Origin of the sequence: Bifidobacterium canis, from assembly GCF_009727065.1 — a bacterium.
Classification (GTDB): Bacteria; Actinomycetota; Actinomycetes; order Actinomycetales; family Bifidobacteriaceae; genus Bifidobacterium; species Bifidobacterium canis.
In genome coordinates, this window is record NZ_WNLP01000001.1 from 184,537 (window position 1) to 204,204 (window position 19,668).

Here is a 19,668-nt window from a genome sequence, read left to right on the forward strand (position 1 = left end):
GATCTTTAGTCACATGGGCTCTTTTTGTTGCGACGTTTTATAGGTGCAACACACCATAATGTCAAGTTGTCTTCACAATTTTTCACACTAGGAGTGAACATCGATGAACAGTAACGAAAAACGTTCACGGACAGGAGGAAGCGATGAGTGAAATATTCGAGCTTCCTGAGCTTGACACCATGACGACTGTGGATGAAGTGCATGCCTACTGTGATGAGCGTGCTCGACGAGTCCTCGCGTTCTGTGAGATGCACGAGTTGAAGATCGCGTGCGCTGAATCTCTGACCGGTGGCCTGCTGGCCGATGCGTTTGTTCGTATTCCAGGTGCTTCGAAGGTGTTTCTGGGCTCCGCGGTCACGTATGACATTCGAGCAAAAGCGAGCGTGTTGGGTGTGAATCGGGAACTCTTACTTTCTGAAGGTGCCGTTGACCCGAATGTTGCCATGCAGATGGCGCATAGCACGGCGCTTCTATTTAACCAAGAGCAATATGGCCACCGAGTGATCGGATTGTCTACCACTGGTGTCGCGGGTCCAGGACCTGACGAAGGAAAACCCGCGGGATTGGTATATGTCGGCTTCTTCATCCCTGATTATGCTGGCAGCAAAATTGGAGAAAAGAATTTTGCGCTCAGATTATCTCTGAAAGGCGCGCGAGAGCTTATTCGACAGAAGAGTGTCGCTTGTATTCTTGGAAAATGGAAGAATTCACAGGTTATTCACAGGAATAATTTCAGATAATAGAAACAAGGAAACACGAGGGGAATGGAAAGGTAAGGTGTCGGTCATGGAACAGGTCATGATGAACGAGCAGATTGATGTCAATGCCGTTGAGACCCCAGAGCAGATTCGTTCGAGCAGTGCTCGTATGCGTGAACTGACCCCGGCGCAGCGCAGGGCGGTCATGTTCGCTCAGCAACAGGTGATTCGTGCCCGTGCGGCGAAGAAGGCGAAAGATGAGCATCAGGCGGCTCTTGTCAGAATGTGGCAGGAGGAAGACGCCGAGACCGCCCGCCCGCGCGCCGTGGTGCGTCGCCGCGAGACGGTCGGTGAAGTCAAAGAGGTTTCGCTCCGCGAGGCCATCGGCCATGTGCTGCGTGATCTGCGCACACGTGATCACAAGACATTGCGTGAGGTCAGCGAAAAAGCTGGAGTGTCGCTTGGCTATCTCTCCGAAGTCGAACGTGGGCAGAAGGAGGCCAGCTCCGAACTGCTCGCTTCGATTTCCGAGTCGCTTGGACTGAGCACTTCGCAGATGCTGCGTATGGTTGCGGATTATCTGGATTCGGTTGATGCCTGATCAGGCGTGAATTAGCTATCGATTATTGAGGGCCCGTCGTCGTCAAGGTGACGGGCTCTCTTGTTGTTGCGCGGGCATGCGTTCGCATTGCCTGCGTGTTCGGGTTCTTTACATCTTCGGGTCGCGCGAATATGCTGGAGCGCATGCGTGAACGTGAATTCTGGCAATTGCTCGAAGAGGTGTTCGGCCGGAGCTACGGTCGTTCCCTTGCACGGGATCAAGGTCTGACGAAACTTGGTGGTCTCACGGTTGTCGAAGCATTGGCCAATGGCGAGGAGCCCCGTGTCGTATGGAATGTGCTGTGCGATCAGATGGACGTTCCTGATTCGCGTCGATGGGGCAAAGATCACAATGCGCCGCCGCTGCCGGTCGATTTCGGCAGGTAGAGGCATAAATCGCAGTGGCAAAGATTCGAACAAATGTTCGCATCGCATCGTATACTTGAAATCAGCAAAACAGCATAAGTGTTGTGGATAACCTGATCCTCCGACCACAATCGTCGTTTGGGCTTGTGGGGGCGGTGCGCCTTCGGTAGGGTGATGGCATCAACGAAGAACGTCAAGGAGACACAATGGCAGCACGTACGAAAACCGCCGCCAAAGAATCGGAAACCGATTCGAATGGCATCGACAAGCGTCGTCAAGACGCATTGAATTCGGCGCTCGCCCAAGTCGAGAAGCAGTTCGGCAAGGGCTCGGCGATGCGCTTGGGCGACAAGCCGGAGCAGAACATCGAGGTGATTCCCTCCGGGTCTCTGGCTCTTGACACCGCGCTGGGCATCGGTGGCCTGCCTCGCGGTCGCATCGTGGAGATCTACGGCCCTGAGTCCTCAGGTAAAACGACCCTCGCGTTGCATGTGGTGGCCAATGCGCAGAAGAACGGCGGCGTCGCCGCATTCATCGATGCCGAACATGCGCTCGATCCGGTGTATGCGCGTCATCTGGGCGTCGACACCGACTCCCTGATCGTGTCGCAGCCAGACAACGGCGAGCAGGCATTGGAAATCGCCGACATGCTCATCCGTTCCGGCGCACTCGACGTGATCGTCATCGATTCCGTGGCGGCTCTCGTGCCGAAAGCCGAAATCGAAGGCGATATGGGCGACAGCCACGTCGGTTTGCAGGCCCGCCTGATGAGTCAGGCGCTCCGCAAGATGACGGGTGCTTTGGCGCAGGCCAACACCACAGCCATCTTCATCAACCAGCTTCGTGAGAAGATCGGCGTGTTCTTCGGCAGCCCCGAAACCACCACCGGCGGCAAGGCGCTGAAGTTCTACGCATCGGTTCGCATGGACATCCGTCGCATCCAGACGCTCAAGAGCGGTGATGAGCCGATCGGCAATCGCACGCGTGTCAAAGTGGTCAAGAACAAAATGGCTCCGCCGTTCAAAACCGCCGAATTCGACATGCTCTACGGTCAGGGCATTTCGCAGGAAGGCTCGATTCTCGACATGGCGCTCGAAACCGATGTCGTCAAGAAGTCCGGCTCTTGGTTCACCTACAACGGCGATCAGTTGGGGCAAGGGCGTGAGAACGTGCGTCGCTTCCTCATCGACAACCCGGAGGTCACGAACGAGATCGCACAGCAGGTCAAGATCAAGACCGGTCTGATCTCCACCGACGACCAGTTCGGGCTCGATGGCACCGACGACGAAAACGGCGAACCGGTCGCAGCCACTGAAGCGAATGCTTCCGGAGCCAAGGCGGAATCGAAGTAAACGCATCATAACGCCGTCCGTCATACACAATGAGCTTGTATGGCGGGCGGCGTTAGTGTCGTTGCGCCTTGTTGACGCGGCGCAAGGTTGGTTGAACAAGGCACAAGCGACGAAAGGGGCAACGGTGATCAGTGCCGAAGAGTTTCTGCGAGGGCGCACGCTGCAGATAGGCGAAGAAGAACCTCGCGTTGAAGCCATTGTGGATGGTGACAAGACGAACGAGAAGGCAGCAGTCTCTAAGCCGGTTTTTCGCGAGCGTGACGCCAGTTCCTCGAAACGATTCGGTAGGGGAGAGTCGCAACGCACCGCGGAGCGTAAGCGCTCACGCAGTGGCTTCACTTACACGGCGGCTGAAGATCCCAACGACGTCGAGGCTTGCAAAGAGAGCGCATTGCGCTTGCTGGACGCGGCGGCGCGGTCGAGCGGCATGTTGCGAGACAAGCTTGCCGAACGCGAATACGATCCCGAAGTGATCGAACAGGTTCTGGCGCGTCTCGAAGAACTCGGGCTCATCGATGACGAGGAATATGCGCGGTCGGTTATCCGCTCATGCTTGGGCAGAATGATGGGGGCGCGGGGAACGGTGATGGAACTGACCCGCAAGGGGATTGACCGTCAGTTGGCGCAACGCATGGTGAACGAAACGGCGAGAACTGGGGCGTTCGAAGAAGCCGCATGGGAACTGGGGCGCAGTGTGGCGAAGAAGACGCGTGGCAAAGATCTGGACGTGCGCAAGCGTCGCTTTTGGAGTGCGGGTGGACGCAAAGGGCATAGTCCCGACGATCTTCGTACGGTCAGTGCGGAACTGTTCACACGAAATGCAGATGATGATTACATCGAAGAAGAGTGAGTGAGACCTCTTATACCCCGGGTTCTGTCGAATGCAAATGCAAACGGATGGCCATCCATCTCGACCTGACGTCGCCGTCAGGCTCTAGCAGCCTACCCGAAGGCAGAGCGAGCAACTCTATAGCCTTCTGCTTGGCCTTGCTCCCGATGAGGCTTGCCGTGCGGCGTTCTGTTACCAGAAGCCCGGTGGTCTCTTACACCGCCGTTTCACCCTTACCGGCCAACAGCCGGCGGTCTGTTCTCTGCTGCGCTATCTCTCAGGTCACCCTGGGCAGACGTTATCTGCCATCGTGCTCTTTGGAGCCCGGAAGTTCCTCAATCGCATACGCGATCGCGGCCATCAAGAGGTCTCGCAATGATTGTAGCAAAGGGCAAGACCGTGCCGGCGCGCAAAAACGGCCTACTATAACGAAAGTTGCGACCGTAGGCTCGATCTATTCCGACTTTTGGAGAAATGGTGCGTTTTTCGAGAATAGAAGAAAGACGGGGCGTGTCTTGTACCGTTCCGTGCCGACTCGGTTACAATATGAAGCATAGCCGGGCGGCAGTAGCTGTTCGGTTCCGCATATAGCGGCGCAAGCCGCTTGAGTCTAGGGAGGTCCACATGGATATCGTTCTTACCGGCCGTCACATTCAGATCAAGCAGAAGTTCCGTGACGTCGTGGAAAGCAAGATGAATCGTGTGACCGCAATCGCGCCTGACGCGCAGCGCGTGCAAGTCGTGCTGTCGCATGAGGGCAATCCACGTTTGCATGATACTGCGGTTCGCGTGGAGTTGACCGTTATCGCCGGTTCCACCGTGGTCCGCGCCGAAGCGTCCAGCCTCGATGAAGTGAGCGCACTCGATCTCGCGCTCGACAAGCTGACGTTGCGTCTTCGCCGCGCACGCGACCGCCGCAAGGATCACCGCAAGAACTATTCGCCGGTTCCGGTTGATGCAGGCAAGTTCGTTCCGCCGAGTGAGGAACGCGAAGACATCATGGGTGATGAGCCTGCCGACAACAGCCCGGCGAACGCCGTCGCAGGAGATCTCGGTCCAGGTGAATCCGTTGAGGTTCACGTTGGTGACACCCCGATCGTGATTCGTCGCAAGCTGCACATCGCCGAACCGATGACCATCGATGAGGCGCTGTATGAGATGGAGCTGATCGGTCACGACTTCTTCCTGTTCGTGAACAAAGACACCAACCGTCCATCGGTCGTCTATCACCGTCACGGTTGGAGCTACGGCGTTTTCGAGATCGATACTCCGGAGAACGTCAAGAAGCTCGAAGAAGAGCGCAAAGCCTGATTCGCAACGTCTGTAAAACGACGAAGTAACAGCATACGGAAGGGCGACCCAAGCAGATTTGGGTCGCCCTTTCATATGTGCACACGGGGCAGGAAAGAAGATCTGCAGCATGGGGCGGAGTCATTTCAGGAATGCGAAATCTCCAAACATGCAAGGCATCTCTATTTCTTACGTATTTCGGTCGAAAAAGTGGATTAATGGGTGAAAACCGTCTATGGTAGATACGTCATTTCAAACCTCATAGGGAGTGAATGTGGTAGATATCGTAGACAAAGCCCTGCGAATGGGCGAAGGTCGCCAGATCAAGAAGCTCGAACACGTCGCTGAAGCCGTGAACGCGCTTGAAGATCAGATCGTGGCCATGAGCGATGAAGAGCTCAAAGGCCAGACGGCCAAATTCAAGCAGCGCCTCGACAACGGTGAGTCGCTCGACAGCCTGATGCCGGAAGCGTTCGCAACGGTGCGAGAAGTGTCGAAGCGCACACTCGGCCAGCGTCACTTCGACGTTCAGTTGATGGGCGGCGCGGCACTGCACTGGGGCAACATCGCCGAAATGAAAACCGGTGAAGGCAAGACCCTCGTGGCAACACTGCCAAGCTATCTGAACGCATTGGAAGGCAAAGGCGTTCACGTCGTCACCGTCAACGACTACCTCGCCAGCTACCAGAGCGAGCTGATGGGCCGCATCTACCGCTTCCTCGGCATGAGCGTCGGATGCATCGTCACCGGCCAGAAGCCGCCGGAGCGCCGCAAGCAATACAACGCCGACATCACCTATGGCACGAACAACGAATTTGGCTTCGACTACCTGCGTGACAACATGGCATGGGAGAAGAGCGAACTCGTGCAGCGTGGCCACCATTACGCCATCGTCGATGAGGTCGATTCCATTCTCATCGATGAGGCTCGTACCCCGTTGATCATCTCCGGTCCGGCCGAGGGTGACGTGACGCGTTGGTATCGCCAGTTCGCCAAGCTCGTGCTCAAGCTCAACCGTGATGAGGACTATGAGGTCGACGAGAAGAAGAAGACCGTCGGCATTCTCGATCCGGGCATCACGAAGATCGAAGACTACCTCGGCATCGACAACCTCTATGAGCCGAGCAACACCGCATTGATCGGCTACCTCAACAACGCCATCAAAGCGAAGGAACTGTTCCTGCGCGACCGCGACTACGTGGTCACCGGTGGCGAAGTGCTCATCGTCGACGAGCACACCGGCCGTATTCTGCCGGGCCGCCGCTACAACGAAGGCCTGCATCAGGCCATCGAAGCGAAGGAGGGCGTCGAGGTCAAGGCCGAGAACCAGACCTTCGCGACGATCACGCTGCAGAACTACTTCCGTATGTACGACAAGCTTGCGGGCATGACCGGTACGGCAGAAACCGAAGCCGCCGAATTCATGGGCACCTACAAGCTAGGCGTGCTGCCGATCCCGACGAACAAGCCGATGATCCGCATTGATCAGGACGATCTGATCTACCGCACGAAGAAAGAGAAGCTCGCCGCCATCGTCAAAGACGTCGCCGAGCGCCACCGCAAGGGCCAGCCGGTGCTGCTGGGTACCGCATCGGTGGAATCCTCCGAAGTCGTGTCGTCGCTGCTCGACGTGGTGAACATTCCACACAAGGTGCTCAACGCGAAGCAGCACGAGAAGGAAGCGGCCGTCGTGGCTGTCGCCGGCCGCAAGGGTGCCGTCACCGTGGCCACCAACATGGCAGGCCGTGGTACCGACATCATGCTCGGCGGCAACGTCGAGTTCCTCGCCGACGCCAAGCTCAAGGAAGAAGGCTATTCGCCGGACGACACTCCGGAGGAATACGAGAAGCGTTGGCCTGAGACCTTGAAGCAGATCAAGGAGCAGGTCAAGGATGAGCACGAGGAAGTCGTTGAACTCGGCGGCCTGTATGTGCTCGGCACCGAACGTCACGAATCCCGCCGAATCGACAACCAGCTGCGCGGTCGTTCCGGACGTCAGGGCGACCCGGGCGAGTCCCGCTTCTACCTGAGCCTGGAAGACGATCTGATGCGTCTGTTCAACACGCAGCTCGTGGCACGTGTGATGTCGAGAGGTTTGCCGGAAGGTGAGCCGATCGAATCGAAGAGCGTGTCGAAGGGTGTGCGCAATGCGCAGAAGGCCGTCGAATCTCGTAACTTCGAAATTCGTAAGAACGTGCTGAAGTACGATGACGTGATGAACAAGCAGCGCACCGTGATCTATGCGGAGCGTCAGGCTGTGCTCAAGGGTGAAGATATTCACCAAGACATCGAAGCGTTCATCAAAGACACCGTCACCAGCTACGTGCAGGGCGCCAAGAACGGTTCAGACAAGCCGAAGGACTGGGATTGGGATGGTCTGTTCAAGGCCATCAACGAGCTGTACCCGACCAAGGTCACCGTCGATGAGGCGCAGGAGGCCGTCGAAGGGCTCAAGGGCGACAAGGCCGTGGATGCCGTGGTCAACCTCTTCGTTGAGGATGCCGACAAGCAATACGAGACCTTCGAAACGAAGCTCGGCGCCGATGGCCTGCGTACGCTCGAGCGTCGCGTGGTGCTTGCTGTGCTCGACCGCAAGTGGCGCGAACACCTCTACGAGATGGACTACCTCAAGGATGGCATCGGTCTGCGTGGCATGGGTCAGCGCGACCCGCTGGTGGAATACCAGCGTGAAGGCTACCAGATGTACAACCAGATGATCGAAGCCATCAAGGAAGAGACCGTGCAGTTGCTCTTCCACATCGATCTCGACAGCATCGCCCAGACCGAAGAGAACGGCACCGACACCGTTGACGATGAGGCAGTCGATTCGGCGGAGATCAAGATGGGCGATGACGTGAGTGAAGACGATGAGCTCTCGAAGGGCAATCTGGCCGAGCATGAGCCGGAAGAGGCCGCTCGCATCGACAACCACGCCGACGAGCTGGAGACCGCCGAGAACGAGGAAGCGCTCAAGGAAGCCGAACAACGAGGCGAGGAGATTCCGGAATCCGGTCTGCTTGGCCCTGAGCCGATGTCGCACGCCGAAGGCGAGATTCCAGCCTCGAAGCGTCCGAAGAGCATCGAGCTCAAGACCCCATGGGCCGACGGCCGCACGTTCCCGGGCACGCCGAAGAACGCGCCATGCCCATGCGGTTCCGGGCGTAAATACAAGATGTGCCACGGCCAGAACGAGAAGTGATCGTCGCTGAACACAACACGACCACCATCTAGCGTCTAAGCGCATCGAGAAGCGGGAGATCCCAGTGGGGACTCCCGCTTCTCGCATTCGGGGCAGGAGGCGCGTGGCCATGATGTGGACGTGGGGTAGCGCGTTACAGACCTCTACCTATGATGGGAGAAAAGTCCGGTAGCCGACGAGGAGATGCTATGGCAGAACTCACATGGAAGTCGATTCTCACGAAGCTCGTGCAAGGCGAGCATTTGAACGCCGAAGAATCCGAGTGGTTCGTCGACGACCTGATGAAGGGCAATGCGAATCCGGCATCCGTTGGCGCGGTGCTCGCCACGCAGCAGCAACTGGGGCTGACCGCGCCGGAGATCGCAGGTGCTGCCAAGGCCATGGTCTCCCATGCCGTTCCACTGCGTGTGGAAGGTGAATGCACCGATATCGTCGGCACAGGTGGCGATGGCGCTCATACGGTGAACCTGTCGACGATGGGTGCGGTGACGGCCGCGGCATCCGGCGTCACGATCGTCAAGCACGGCAACCGTGCAGCATCGTCGAAATGCGGTGCAGCCGACTGCTTGGAAGCACTGGGGCTTCCACTGGATCTCAAGCCTGAAGCCGTTGCGCAAGTTGCCAACGAGGTTGGCATCACCTTCGCGTTCGCCAAAACCTTCCATCCGGCGATGCGCTTTGTGGGCCCTGTGCGCGCAGCACTCGGTGTTCCGTGTGTGTTCAACGTGCTTGGTCCGCTGACGAATCCGGCGAAGCCACAGCACATGGCCATCGGCTGCGCGAATCGTGCGATCAGCCCATTGATGGCGCAGGTGTATGCGTCGAACGGGCAGTCCGGCATGGTTTACACATCGAACGAGGGGCTGGACGAGATGGCTCCAACGGGTCCGATCAGCGTTTGGGAATTCAAAGACGGCAACGTGACCGAAACCGACTTCAACCCGATCGACGAACTTGGACTCGCTCCGGTGACGGTGGACGATCTTCGTGGTGGTGAACCTGACTACAATGCGCAGGCCGCACGCGACTTCTTCGCAGGCAACGACGTTCCGTTCCGCTCCACGGCGTTGCTGAACGCGGCTTCTGCAATCGTCGCAGACGGTCATCAGGTGCCGGCCGACGGCACGCTGGCGGAGCGTTTCGCAACTGCTTACAAGATCGCTGAGGAAACCGTGGATTCTGGTCGCGCGGCGAAGCTGCTCGACGAGTGGATCGCAGTGGCGCGCCGTCACGCCTGATCCTCACAGTCTCTTCTCTACTTCTACTTTTGCTGGTGGGGATATAAAACCACTGTCGTGCAATAATGAGCAAATGCAAAATCATTGGAAAATAGCGGTTTTCAGTGTTGCTATATCAAGCACGACAGTGGTTTTATATCCCCCCAGCGTATTGGGCGCTAGACTCGAGCGCCGTCGTCTTCCTCGCTGGTTTTCGTCTCGTCATGACCGCGATGCGTCACGAACAGGCCACCGGCACCGACCAGCACGCAGATGCCGAAGATCACACCCAACACCGTGGCATATGCTGGAAGGAACGTCGTGGCGATCACACCCACAACGCCCACCACGAGCAGAATGCCGCAAACGAGTCGCGACCAACGTATTTTGCCAAGATCGGGATTCGGGGGAGTGAACACACTGCCGCGATCCATCACATCATCGGTGTCGAGCCAGCTGGAATTCGTGAAATCGCGCGGGCCGGAAGCGTTGACGAAACTGTCTTGCTTCAAATCGTCGACCGACAGCATCGCCTTCTTCTCCTGCTTGGCGGCATGCTTGTCGAATTTCTTTGCAGTGCGTGACTTCTCAACATCTTGCAAATCTTCGGAATACTCGTCGAGAAAACGATCCCACGCCTGCTCTTCGGAGAGCGCGGGCGTATCGGAATCGTGCTGATGTGAGCTCTTTTGCTTCTTTTCTTCGCCGTCGTTGCTATTGTTGAGGTCAGTCATACTCAATACTGTACCAAGCGGATGTCATTGGTGCGAACACAGGAGGCACACATGCTGTATTGGTTCTTTGTCAAAGGATTAGGACCTCTGGCGAGGCACCGTTTCAATCCGACGTCCGAAGGATTGCAGAACATTCCGCGCACCGGTGGCGGCATTGTGGCCGCCAATCATCTCGCTGTCATCGACGATGCTCTGCTGCCGTTGACCTGCCCGCGCATGATTCACTTCATGGGCAAGGCCGAATATTTCGAAGGCAAAGGCATCAAAGGCAAGTTCAAAAAGTGGTGGTTCACGTCCGTCGGCGTGTTCCCCGTAGACCGTTCCGGAGGCTCGAAGTCGCTGGGCGCGTTGGAACATGCGCGCGAGATCATAGAAGACGGCCACCTGTTCGGCATTCACATCGAAGGCACGCGCAGTCCGGACGGACGCCTCTACAAAGGCCATACCGGTGCGGCTCGTCTCGCGTTGGAGACCGGCTGCCCGATTATTCCGGCTGCGATCATCGGCTCGCGTGATCTGCAGAAGCCGGGGCAGGTGATTCCTAGCAAAGGCCACTCGAAGGTGATCTACGGCAAGCCGATCGAAGTGGAGAAAGTACCGGCTGACGAAGTGACCCATGAGCGTCTTCGCGAACTCACTGATGAGATCACGCGCCGCATTCAGCAGATGAGCGGTCAGGAATACGTTCCCGAATACGCGCAGGTGGTCAAGCAGCAGATGAAGGAAGAGCAGAACGTGCTCGATTCAGCCGGTGCCGCCGCAGCCGCCGATGTTACCGAGAAACACGAGTAAATCAGTAGTAAACATACAAATCATTTATGTAAAGAGACAAGAGAGGGGTGCTGTTTGCTGATGGATATGCAGCAAACAGCACCCCTCGAGTTTTTATCTGCAGACTTAGATAACAGTCAAAGTGATGACGGTCGGTTTGCCGTCTTCGCCGCGCACACGCACCTGCTTGCCTCCCGACGGGCTTTGCATGCGCACCGTGTGCAACAGATCGCCGAGCGGTGACGAGACCTTGACCTCGAAACCGAGATCTTCGAGGATCTTCTTCGCCTCATCGGTTTTCTTGCCGGTCACGTCGGGGACTGTGACCATCTGCGGGCCCTTCGACACGGTGACGGTCACCGAATCGCCCCAGTGCAGTTCGGTGCCGGCGTCAGGGGTCGCGGAGATCACCGTGCCGCTGGGCACGGTGTCGCTGTATTCCTCTTTGTACGTTGCCTGCAGTTTGTTGTCTGCCAGAGTCTTCGCCGCCTGATCTTTCGTGACGCCGGCGAGCGTCGGCATCGACACGGGCATAGGCCCCTTCGACAGCGTGACCGTGACTTCGGTGTTATGGTTCGTCGTGGTGCCCGGGTCGGGGGAGATGCTCAGAATCTGGCCTTCGGGAACATCCTCGGAATATTCGTCGGCATTCGTATCGTGCTTGATATTCGTGAATCCGGCGTTGCGCAGCACAGTGAGCGGATCACTTTCGCTTGCAATATTCTCCGGAATCGTCGCCTGCTGCACACCTTTCGACACGGTGACGGTGAGCTTCGCATCGTTGCGTTTGCTCAGATGCGCGTCGACGTATTGCGGATCGGTGGAGATGATGTTGCCGCTGGGCACGGTGTCGCTATACGCCTGCTTCTCTTCATACGGAATATTCGACACGTCAAGCGTGCGCTTGTAGTCACTCCAACTCACGTTGGTGATCTTGCACGCCGTGTTCTCCTGGCACTGCAGGGAATCCGGTTTCGGCAACGTCCAATAGCTGCCCGGACCCACGAAATACCATGCGGCGAACGAACCACTGCCGATGGCCAGAACGCCGATGACGATCAACGTGACGATGAGCCACGTCTTCCGCTTACGCTTCGGTTGCGCCACCGTCGGCTGATCGTTCGGAGATGCGGGAAGCGGCCCAGCCGGCACATTCGGTGTGCCGGTGCCGTCTCCTGAAACGTTCGAAGCGTTGGCGTCGGCCAGTTCACGCAGGAACGGAGGCACGGTGACGGTGGCCTCTTCCTCGGCATGAGTGGTCTGGTCCGCAGGTGTAGACGAGTCTGCCGAGGAGGAAGTCGGTGCAACGGCAACCGTCTCCTGCTGCGACGAAGAGGAGGGAGGCGTCGGGGGTGCCGGAGGAGCAGGCGCATTCGCACCCAGTGGGAACACCCGTGTGCTGTTGATCTTCGGCTCTTCAGGATGATATTGGTAGTCGAGCGCCTCACGGCTCAGCGTAGGCATCAGGTCGCGCAGACGCTGCAACGCCTCCTGCGCGTTTTTGGGGCGCTGATCGACGTCGCGCGCAGTCAAATACGAGATGAATGCAGACACGCGAGGGCCGATGCCATAGCACACAGTGCCAATCGACGGCACGTTCTCGTTCACATGCTTGAACACCATCGTCACCGGGTTGTCGGATTCGAATGGCACTCTGCCTGCAAGCAGTTCCCAAGCCATGATGCCCACCGAATAGCAATCACCCTGAGGTGTGGCCAGATTGCTTTCGATCATTTCAGGAGCCAGATATGCGGCGGTGCCGAGCAGCATGCCGGTGGAGGAAAGCGTCGCCTGCGAAGCGGCCTTGGCCAAACCGAAATCGGTTATCTCCACATGACCGCGGTCGTTGATCAGAATGTTCTCCGGTTTGATGTCGCGGTGCACGACGCCGATCTCATGTGCTGCGGCCAAACCGTTCAATGTCTCGCCGATAATACGCAACGTGTCGCGCACACTGAACGTGGTGTGCGTCTGAATCTCACTGCGCAGGTTCACGCCGTGCACGTATTCCATCACGAGATAATACGAACCGTTCGTCTCACCGGTGTCGTAAACCTGCACGACATGCGGATTCGCGATCGCGGCGGCCGACTTCGCCTCGCGACGGAAGCGTTCGATGAACTGCTCACGGTGGGGCCCCTGCGCGAGCTGCAGATGCATGATCTTCACCGCGACATTGCGTCCCAGTCGTTCATCGACGGTCTGATACACGGTAGCCATGCCGCCGTCGGCGATTTTGCGCACGACTCGGTATCTGTTGTCGATAACAGCGTTGTCGGGCGTGTTCTCAGCCAAATTGTCAGCCATGCTGTACAGTCGTTCCTTCTGCCGCACCTATCAGGTGAAAGATTTCACGAAAATCTCGAGTAAGTTCTCCTGAGTCAAGAATACCGGTGCTACGCGAAATCGGGAAGGAACCTTGCGCAAGCGCTACGCAGCAGCTGCGACTGATCTTGCAGCAGCTGCAGCTGTGAAATAGCTGATTGCGTGGCATCCCACAGATCACCGATGCGTTGACGCGAACGATAGACCGCGCCGGTGGAGTGGAACAGTGCGATGACCTCACTGATTTCCTGACTGCTGCGCTCATCTTGCTCATACAAACTCTGCAGTCGTGCACGCTGGGTGTCATCGCCGAGTTCGAGCGCGTCTGCGAGCAGCACCGTGCGCTTGCCCTCCTTTATGTCGCCGCCCACCGGTTTTCCGGTGGCGCGCGACGAGCCGATCACATCGATCAGATCATCGGCGAGCTGGAACGCCTGCCCCAGAGGAAGTCCTATGGCAAATGCGTGCTCCTGGGCCTGCTGAGCGGGCACGTCGGCGGCGAGGAACGCGAGCTGCAGCGGCGCGATCGTGGTATAACTCGCCGTTTTCCAACGGAACACGTTCAATGATGCCTGTGCGAGAGCGCGCGGATCGTCGAGAGGCATACGCTCGATCGCCAGATCGAGCACCTGGCCGATCTCCACGTCGCGTTGCATGGCGAGGAACGATTCGACGAGACGCTGATGTTCGTTCATGCCGGCGCTCGCATGCTCCATGATCATTGTGCAGGCGGTGGCGAGCATATCGCCGAGCATAAGTCCCAGACCGCGGCCGATGCTCGCCTGACCGACTTGCTGCGTCAACGCGCAGTGAGCGGACGGTTTGCCGCGGCGCAGATCGGAGTCGTCGATGAGATCGTCATGCACGAGCGCGGCGGTTTGGAACACTTCGATCGCGCAAGCGAAGTCGAGCACGTTCGATTGCGCGCTTGCTGTTTGCGTATGCTCAGGCACGGCGTGCAACGTCATGGCATCGTAGGCGTCGATCGTGAGCAATGCGCGCAGTCTTTTGCCACCTTCGCTTGACGAGAGCGCCTGCCTGACCACCGACTTGAGCATCGGCTGCAGCGAAGGGGAGATCTGCGCGTGTGCGGCGTTCGGCTCCACATATTCCCGCACAAGTTCGCCGATGCGCCGCTCAATGGATTTCAGCTCGGATGAATCGCTCATATCGCCAGTGTATTCACATTCTTCCGACATTGCAGCGAAGCGCGCTATGGCGGAATGTTCGTGCGAAATATTCACACGGGGCGCGACGCGCAATGTGCATAACTCGACCTTCGACCACATGTGCCCGACGAGCTGGATTCGACATGCGAATTACCGGACGATGAACGTAAGCGATGCGAACGCAACGCCGTACATAAGCGCAAGCAACGACGCAAGGAGAGCGCAATGAGCAATGCAGAGAACCGCGATATGCCAAACGAAACGATGATTATTGAGCATGACGAACCCGAACGACGAGCGGGTTCGCCTGCGAAACGATTCGAGGAACTGCGGGGCGAATTCGTGCGCATGTATGTGCACAAGGGGATTCACGCCACGGCGGCACACTGGGTTGGTGAGATAGCCGAGGCATGGTTCCCTTGGCTTGACGATGTGAGCAGAGACGTCGATGAATATGACGAGGAAGCATTGCTGACGATGGCGGTGGGCATCACCGAATCCTTGGCGATACGAGACGCACTGCTGATCTCGGTGGTGATTGACAAGGAACGCTGGAACATGCAGATGATTCGCGATTTCGCAACCGACCCACATGAGGTGCGCAATGCGACCGCGATGTCGAGCATGCTCACTGACGCCTTCGCCGACAAGCAACACGGACCGGATCGCGCACGATGCATGCATGCGGTGGATGTGATGCGGCGGATCACGCGGGAACTGCAGCCGATGCAGACACTGCAGGTGCGTTCGGTGATCGCATACCTGCTATGGTGGCTGGGAGACGACGAGGCGCTTGGATACGGGCTTGACGTGCTGAGCGACGACAACGGGATCACGTTGGCGTCGATAGTGGTGACCGCGGTGAGCCGGCACGTGTATCCGGCATTCGTCGAACAGCAACGGCGCACAAGCGACTCGCTTGTGGAAATACGGGACACCGTTGAAGACCGCTCGGCTCCCGCTTGAGCTTGCTCCGAACGTGCGAGCGAGGAAAATACACGGGAATAATCGTCCCCGACGCATGGTTTACTCACATAGTTGGCGACTTGCCCTTGCCGTAACTATGTCTTGAGGCAAGTCGCGCATCCACAGATAGAGGAGGTAGAGTTTGGTCGCCAAGGAAACGACGAACACCGCAGCAGCATCGAAGACAACGACCTCCGAACATGCGGTCGACGAGGAGACGACGTCGAAGAAGAAGAAAACGACGCGTAAGAGCACGGCCAAAGCTTCAACTTCTGCGAAGAAAACCGCGAAGAGAACGACCAAAAAGTCCACAGCCAAGAAGTCGGCGGAAAAGAGCGCCGTCGATGAGAAGGAAGCGACGGCGACTCCGAAGAAGAGGACTCGCAAGTCGAACAAGTCGTCCGCGAAGAAAACCGCGTCAACCAAGCATGAGGAACTTGATGACGACGAGTTGATGGACGATGAAGACGTCATCGACGAGGAGGATCTAGATCTCGACGAAGATCTCGACGCCGACGACGATGAAGACGATCTCGATGAAGATGCCGACGAGGAATCCGAGCCCGAAGACGACGAAGATGAGGAAGACGAGGAGGAGCAAGCTCCTCAAGAGCCTAAGGAGAAAGGCGCATTCGTCGTCAACGACAACGATGAAGACGATGAGGCGTTGCTCGCCAATCCGGGAGTCAACCCGAAGCGTCGAGTAGTGACCGCGGGCGCCACCGCTGATCCGGTGAAGGACTACCTGAAGCAGATCGGCCGCGTCTCGTTGCTGAACGCCGAACAGGAAGTCGACCTGTCAGAGCGTATCGAAGCAGGACTGTATGCACAGCACCTGCTCGACACGGAGGGCGACAAGATGGACTTCCACCGCAAGCGTGAATTGAAGTGGGCCGCGGCTGACGGCAAGAAGGCGAAGGATCACCTGCTGGAAGCCAACCTCCGTCTCGTTGTCTCGCTGGCAAAGCGCTACACAGGCCGTGGCATGCTCTTCCTCGATTTGATTCAGGAAGGCAATCTCGGTCTGATCCGTGCTGTCGAGAAATTCGATTGGAAGAAGGGCTTCAAATTCTCCACCTATGCGACGTGGTGGATTCGTCAGGCCATCACCCGAGCCATGGCGGATCAGGCGCGTACGATTCGCGTGCCGGTTCACATGGTGGAAGTGATCAACAAGCTGTCGCGCGTCCAGCGCCAGATGCTGCAGGATCTCGGCCGCGAGCCAACGCCTGACGAGCTTGCACGCGAACTCGATATGCCGGTTGAGAAAGTGCAGGAAGTGCAGAAGTACGGCCGCGAGCCGATCTCGCTGCACACTCCTTTGGGTGAAGACGGCGACTCCGAATTCGGTGATCTGATTGAAGACACCGATGCGATCGCGCCTTCCGAAGCCGTGGCGTTCTCACTGCTGCAGGAGCAGTTCCGTCAGGTGCTCGAAACGTTGTCTCCACGCGAGGCGGGCGTCATCAAGATGCGTTATGGCCTTGAAGACGGTCAGCCGAAGACGTTGGACGACATCGGACGCGTTTACGGTGTCACCCGTGAACGCATTCGCCAGATCGAGTCGAAGACGATGTCGAAGTTGCGCCATCCGTCTCGTTCGCAGACACTGCGCGACTTCCTCGACCAGTGATTGATACAATGAATTGCTGACTTTACACGTACAGCGGGGCTCAACACCCCGCTGTACGCATTTTCGTATTTCGTATATGCACAATGATGGCCCGAACAGGGCATGTGGAACGGGAAGTGACAGATAGATGGCAAAGCAGGACTACGGCGCCGACTCGTTGACGGTTCTCGAGGGCCTTGACGCCGTGCGCAAGCGTCCGGGCATGTATATCGGCACAACCGACAGCCAGGGGCTCATGCACTGCCTGTGGGAGATCATCGACAATTCCGTCGATGAGGCGCTCGCCGGCGCATGCACGCACATCATCGTCACATTGCATGAAGACGGTTCCATCGAAGTGGCCGACAATGGCCGTGGCATTCCGGTGGACGTGGAGCCGAAAACGAAGCTGACCGGCGTTGAAGTGGTCCTCACCAAACTGCATGCGGGTGCGAAGTTCGGCAACGCCTCATACAACGCGGCTGGTGGCCTGCATGGTGTCGGCTCCTCCGTCGTCAACGCATTGAGCTCGCGCATGGACGTCGAAGTCGACCGTGACGGAAAACGTATCACATGGCGTTCCATCAGGGCATCCGGGTGTGTACACCGACGCGGATCCCGATAACCCGTCACCGAATTCACCGTTCAAGAAAACGCGCAAGAACCGTCCGACAGAACTCGAGATCATCGGAAAAGTGCCGCCGAAGCGCACCGGCACGCGTATCCGCTACTGGGTGGATCCCGAGATCTTCAACGACACCGCAAAGTTCGACTACGACCAGCTGATCGACCGTGTTCGTCAGACGAGCTTCTTGGTGCCGGGACTCAAAATAACCGTCATCGACGAGAACATTCGTGAAACCGGTGACTCCCACACAGACGTGTTCGAAGAAACCGATGTCGCGCAGGCGCAAGCAGGGCAGGCGGAACAGATCGACGATGCCGAGCGTGATGATAGCGACGACGTGGCGCAGCTCGAAGTGGCCAGCGTCGAATCCGCTCAGCAGAGCGAAGAGAATCCAATCGATCCGCTGCCAGTGGAACCGGTGTCAGTGCCAACGGAAACGAACATCAGCGTGCCGGGGCATCGCCGTATCGAGGAATTCTGTCACACCGGCGGCGTCGTCGATTTCGTCGACTTCCTGTCTCACGGCGAACCGATCTCATCCGTATGGCGAATCAACGGGCAAGGCACCTACCATGAGGAGACTCAGGCGGTCGACGAAAACGGTGACCTGCATGCAGAGAAAATCACACGAACCTGCGACGTCGACATTGCAATGCGCTGGGTCAACGGATACGACACCACGTTGAAGAGCTTCGTCAACGTGGTCGCCACTCCGGGCGGCGGTATGCACGTCGACGGCTTCCTGCAGTCGATCACCAAGCAGATCCGCAAAACGGTCGAAGACAACGCGCGCAAGCTCAAAGTCAATCTCAAAGACCCGAAGATGAAAATCGAGCGCGACGATATTCTGGCCGGACTCGTCGCCGTGGTCACCGTGCGCATAGCCGAACCGCAGTTCCAAGGCCAGACCAAGGACGTGCTCGGCACCGCGCCGGTCAAACCACTTGTCACACGCATCACCGACAAGCAGTTCGCGGAGATGATCACCGGTTCGAAGCGCGGGTACAAGGAACAATCCTCACGAGTGCTCGAAAAATAGTCGGCGAAATGCACGCGCGCATTCAAGCGCGCAAGACGAAAGAGGTCACGCGACGCAAGAACGCGCTTGAATCCGCGTCGATGCCGAGCAAACTTTCGGACTGCCAGCCGGGCAACGACGACATCGCCGAACTGTTCATCGTCGAGGGCGACTCGGCACTCGGCACTGCAAAAGCGGCACGCAACTCGGCATTCCAAGCGTTGCTGCCCATCCGCGGCAAGATCTTGAATGTGCAGAAGGCGTCGCTTGCGCAAATGCTGTCGAACAAGGAGTGCGCGTCGATCATCCAGGTGATCGGAGCGGGTTCCGGAGCATCGTTCGACATCGAAACCGCGCGATACAACAAGATCATCATGATGACCGATGCCGACGTTGACGGCGCGCACATCCGCACGCTGCTGCTCACGCTGTTCTACCGCTATATGCGGCCGCTCGTCGAAGCTGGGCATGTGTATGCCGCAGTGCCGCCGTTGCACCGCATCGCGTTGGCGGGAGCGCGTAAAGGCGAATACATCTACACCTATTCCGATGACGAGCTCGCCGGACGTCTCGCGCAACTGGACGCCGAGCACATTCCATACGCCGACGATATTCAGCGCTACAAGGGCTTGGGCGAGATGGACGCCAACCAGTTGGCAGACACGACGATGGATCCGCGAACCCGCCTGCTGCGCCGCATCCGCATGGAAGACGCGGCTCAGGCGAACGACGTGTTCAGCTTGCTGATGGGCGACGAAGTGCCGCCGCGACGCCAGTTCATCGTAGACAACGCCGATGATTTTGACCGTTCAAAGATCGACACCTGATCGACGCTGACAATACTATGGCGTTGCCATCGATTGCCTTATGCAAAGGCAATCGATGGCAACGCTT

The 19,668-nt window shown here is 57.8% G+C and carries 13 protein-coding genes, 1 other RNA gene and 3 pseudogenes; 13 read left to right on the top strand and 4 right to left on the bottom strand.

What is annotated here, in order from left to right; genetic code table 11:
* The first annotated feature begins 143 nt into the window (after positions 1-143).
* From GSD1FS_RS00815 to GSD1FS_RS00835, 5 genes and pseudogenes are all read left to right on the top strand, one after another.
* Positions 144-730 (top strand): annotated as a pseudogene (locus GSD1FS_RS00815) (CinA family protein).
* A gap of 56 nt (positions 731-786) precedes the next feature.
* On the top strand, positions 787-1,299 hold the full coding sequence (locus GSD1FS_RS00820) for a helix-turn-helix domain-containing protein (protein WP_155587965.1): 513 nt from the start codon (positions 787-789) through the stop codon (positions 1,297-1,299).
* A 143-nt stretch (positions 1,300-1,442) separates the two neighbouring features.
* Complete coding sequence (locus GSD1FS_RS00825; protein ID WP_155587966.1) at positions 1,443-1,685, top strand: DUF3046 domain-containing protein; 243 nt, start codon at positions 1,443-1,445, stop codon at positions 1,683-1,685.
* A 185-nt stretch (positions 1,686-1,870) separates the two neighbouring features.
* Positions 1,871-3,016, top strand: a complete 1,146-nt coding sequence (gene recA / locus GSD1FS_RS00830; protein ID WP_155587967.1) for a recombinase RecA — start codon at positions 1,871-1,873, stop codon at positions 3,014-3,016.
* Positions 3,017-3,140: 124 nt separating this feature from the next.
* On the top strand, positions 3,141-3,866 hold the full coding sequence (locus GSD1FS_RS00835; protein ID WP_425481770.1) for a regulatory protein RecX: 726 nt from the start codon (positions 3,141-3,143) through the stop codon (positions 3,864-3,866).
* On the opposite strand, the gene rnpB is transcribed toward GSD1FS_RS00835, so the two are convergent.
* Positions 3,864-4,218: RNase P RNA component class A (gene rnpB / locus GSD1FS_RS00840), an RNA gene on the bottom strand. The two genes, GSD1FS_RS00835 and rnpB, sit on opposite strands and share 3 nt — an antisense overlap.
* Positions 4,219-4,469: 251 nt before the next feature.
* On the opposite strand from rnpB, the gene hpf reads away from it, so the two are divergent.
* The 3 genes from hpf to trpD all read left to right on the top strand — a co-directional run bounded on the left by hpf (position 4,470) and on the right by trpD (position 9,572).
* On the top strand, positions 4,470-5,156 hold the full coding sequence (hpf, locus tag GSD1FS_RS00845) for a ribosome hibernation-promoting factor, HPF/YfiA family (protein WP_155587969.1): 687 nt from the start codon (positions 4,470-4,472) through the stop codon (positions 5,154-5,156).
* A 253-nt stretch (positions 5,157-5,409) separates the two neighbouring features.
* Positions 5,410-8,334: a preprotein translocase subunit SecA gene (gene secA / locus GSD1FS_RS00850; protein ID WP_343030149.1), complete on the top strand. Its 2,925-nt coding sequence runs from the start codon at positions 5,410-5,412 to the stop codon at positions 8,332-8,334.
* 188 nt (positions 8,335-8,522) lie between these two features.
* Positions 8,523-9,572 (top strand): anthranilate phosphoribosyltransferase, encoded by a 1,050-nt coding sequence (gene trpD / locus GSD1FS_RS00855; RefSeq protein WP_155587970.1) that lies wholly within the window; start codon positions 8,523-8,525, stop codon positions 9,570-9,572.
* 158 nt (positions 9,573-9,730) lie between these two features.
* Here the strand turns inward: trpD and GSD1FS_RS00860 are convergent, their stop codons facing one another.
* Complete coding sequence (locus GSD1FS_RS00860; protein ID WP_155587971.1) at positions 9,731-10,285, bottom strand: hypothetical protein; 555 nt, start codon at positions 10,283-10,285, stop codon at positions 9,731-9,733.
* Between the two features lie 51 nt (positions 10,286-10,336).
* Here GSD1FS_RS00860 and GSD1FS_RS00865 point away from each other — a divergent pair, with 51 nt between their 5' ends.
* Positions 10,337-11,077 (top strand): lysophospholipid acyltransferase family protein, encoded by a 741-nt coding sequence (locus GSD1FS_RS00865; RefSeq protein WP_155587972.1) that lies wholly within the window; start codon positions 10,337-10,339, stop codon positions 11,075-11,077.
* 105 nt (positions 11,078-11,182) lie between these two features.
* Here GSD1FS_RS00865 and GSD1FS_RS00870 read toward each other — a convergent pair whose 3' ends face one another.
* The gene (locus GSD1FS_RS00870; RefSeq protein WP_155587973.1) at positions 11,183-13,363 is read right to left on the bottom strand and encodes a Stk1 family PASTA domain-containing Ser/Thr kinase; all 2,181 of its coding nucleotides are present in this window, start codon (positions 13,361-13,363) and stop codon (positions 11,183-11,185) included.
* A gap of 89 nt (positions 13,364-13,452) precedes the next feature.
* Entirely contained in the window at positions 13,453-14,550 is a 1,098-nt protein-coding gene (locus GSD1FS_RS00875; RefSeq protein ID WP_155587974.1) for a polyprenyl synthetase family protein, read from the bottom strand.
* A 225-nt stretch (positions 14,551-14,775) separates the two neighbouring features.
* Here GSD1FS_RS00875 and GSD1FS_RS00880 point away from each other — a divergent pair, with 225 nt between their 5' ends.
* From GSD1FS_RS00880 to GSD1FS_RS10320, 4 genes and pseudogenes are all read left to right on the top strand, one after another.
* Positions 14,776-15,516: a hypothetical protein gene (locus tag GSD1FS_RS00880; protein ID WP_155587975.1), complete on the top strand. Its 741-nt coding sequence runs from the start codon at positions 14,776-14,778 to the stop codon at positions 15,514-15,516.
* 142 nt (positions 15,517-15,658) lie between these two features.
* Positions 15,659-17,149 (top strand): RNA polymerase sigma factor, encoded by a 1,491-nt coding sequence (locus GSD1FS_RS00885; RefSeq protein ID WP_155587976.1) that lies wholly within the window; start codon positions 15,659-15,661, stop codon positions 17,147-17,149.
* Between the two features lie 127 nt (positions 17,150-17,276).
* A pseudogene (locus tag GSD1FS_RS10315) lies at positions 17,277-17,983 on the top strand (ATP-binding protein); the annotation flags it as partial.
* A 230-nt stretch (positions 17,984-18,213) separates the two neighbouring features.
* Positions 18,214-19,601 (top strand): annotated as a pseudogene (locus GSD1FS_RS10320) (toprim domain-containing protein); the annotation flags it as partial.
* Positions 19,602-19,668 lie beyond the last annotated feature (67 nt).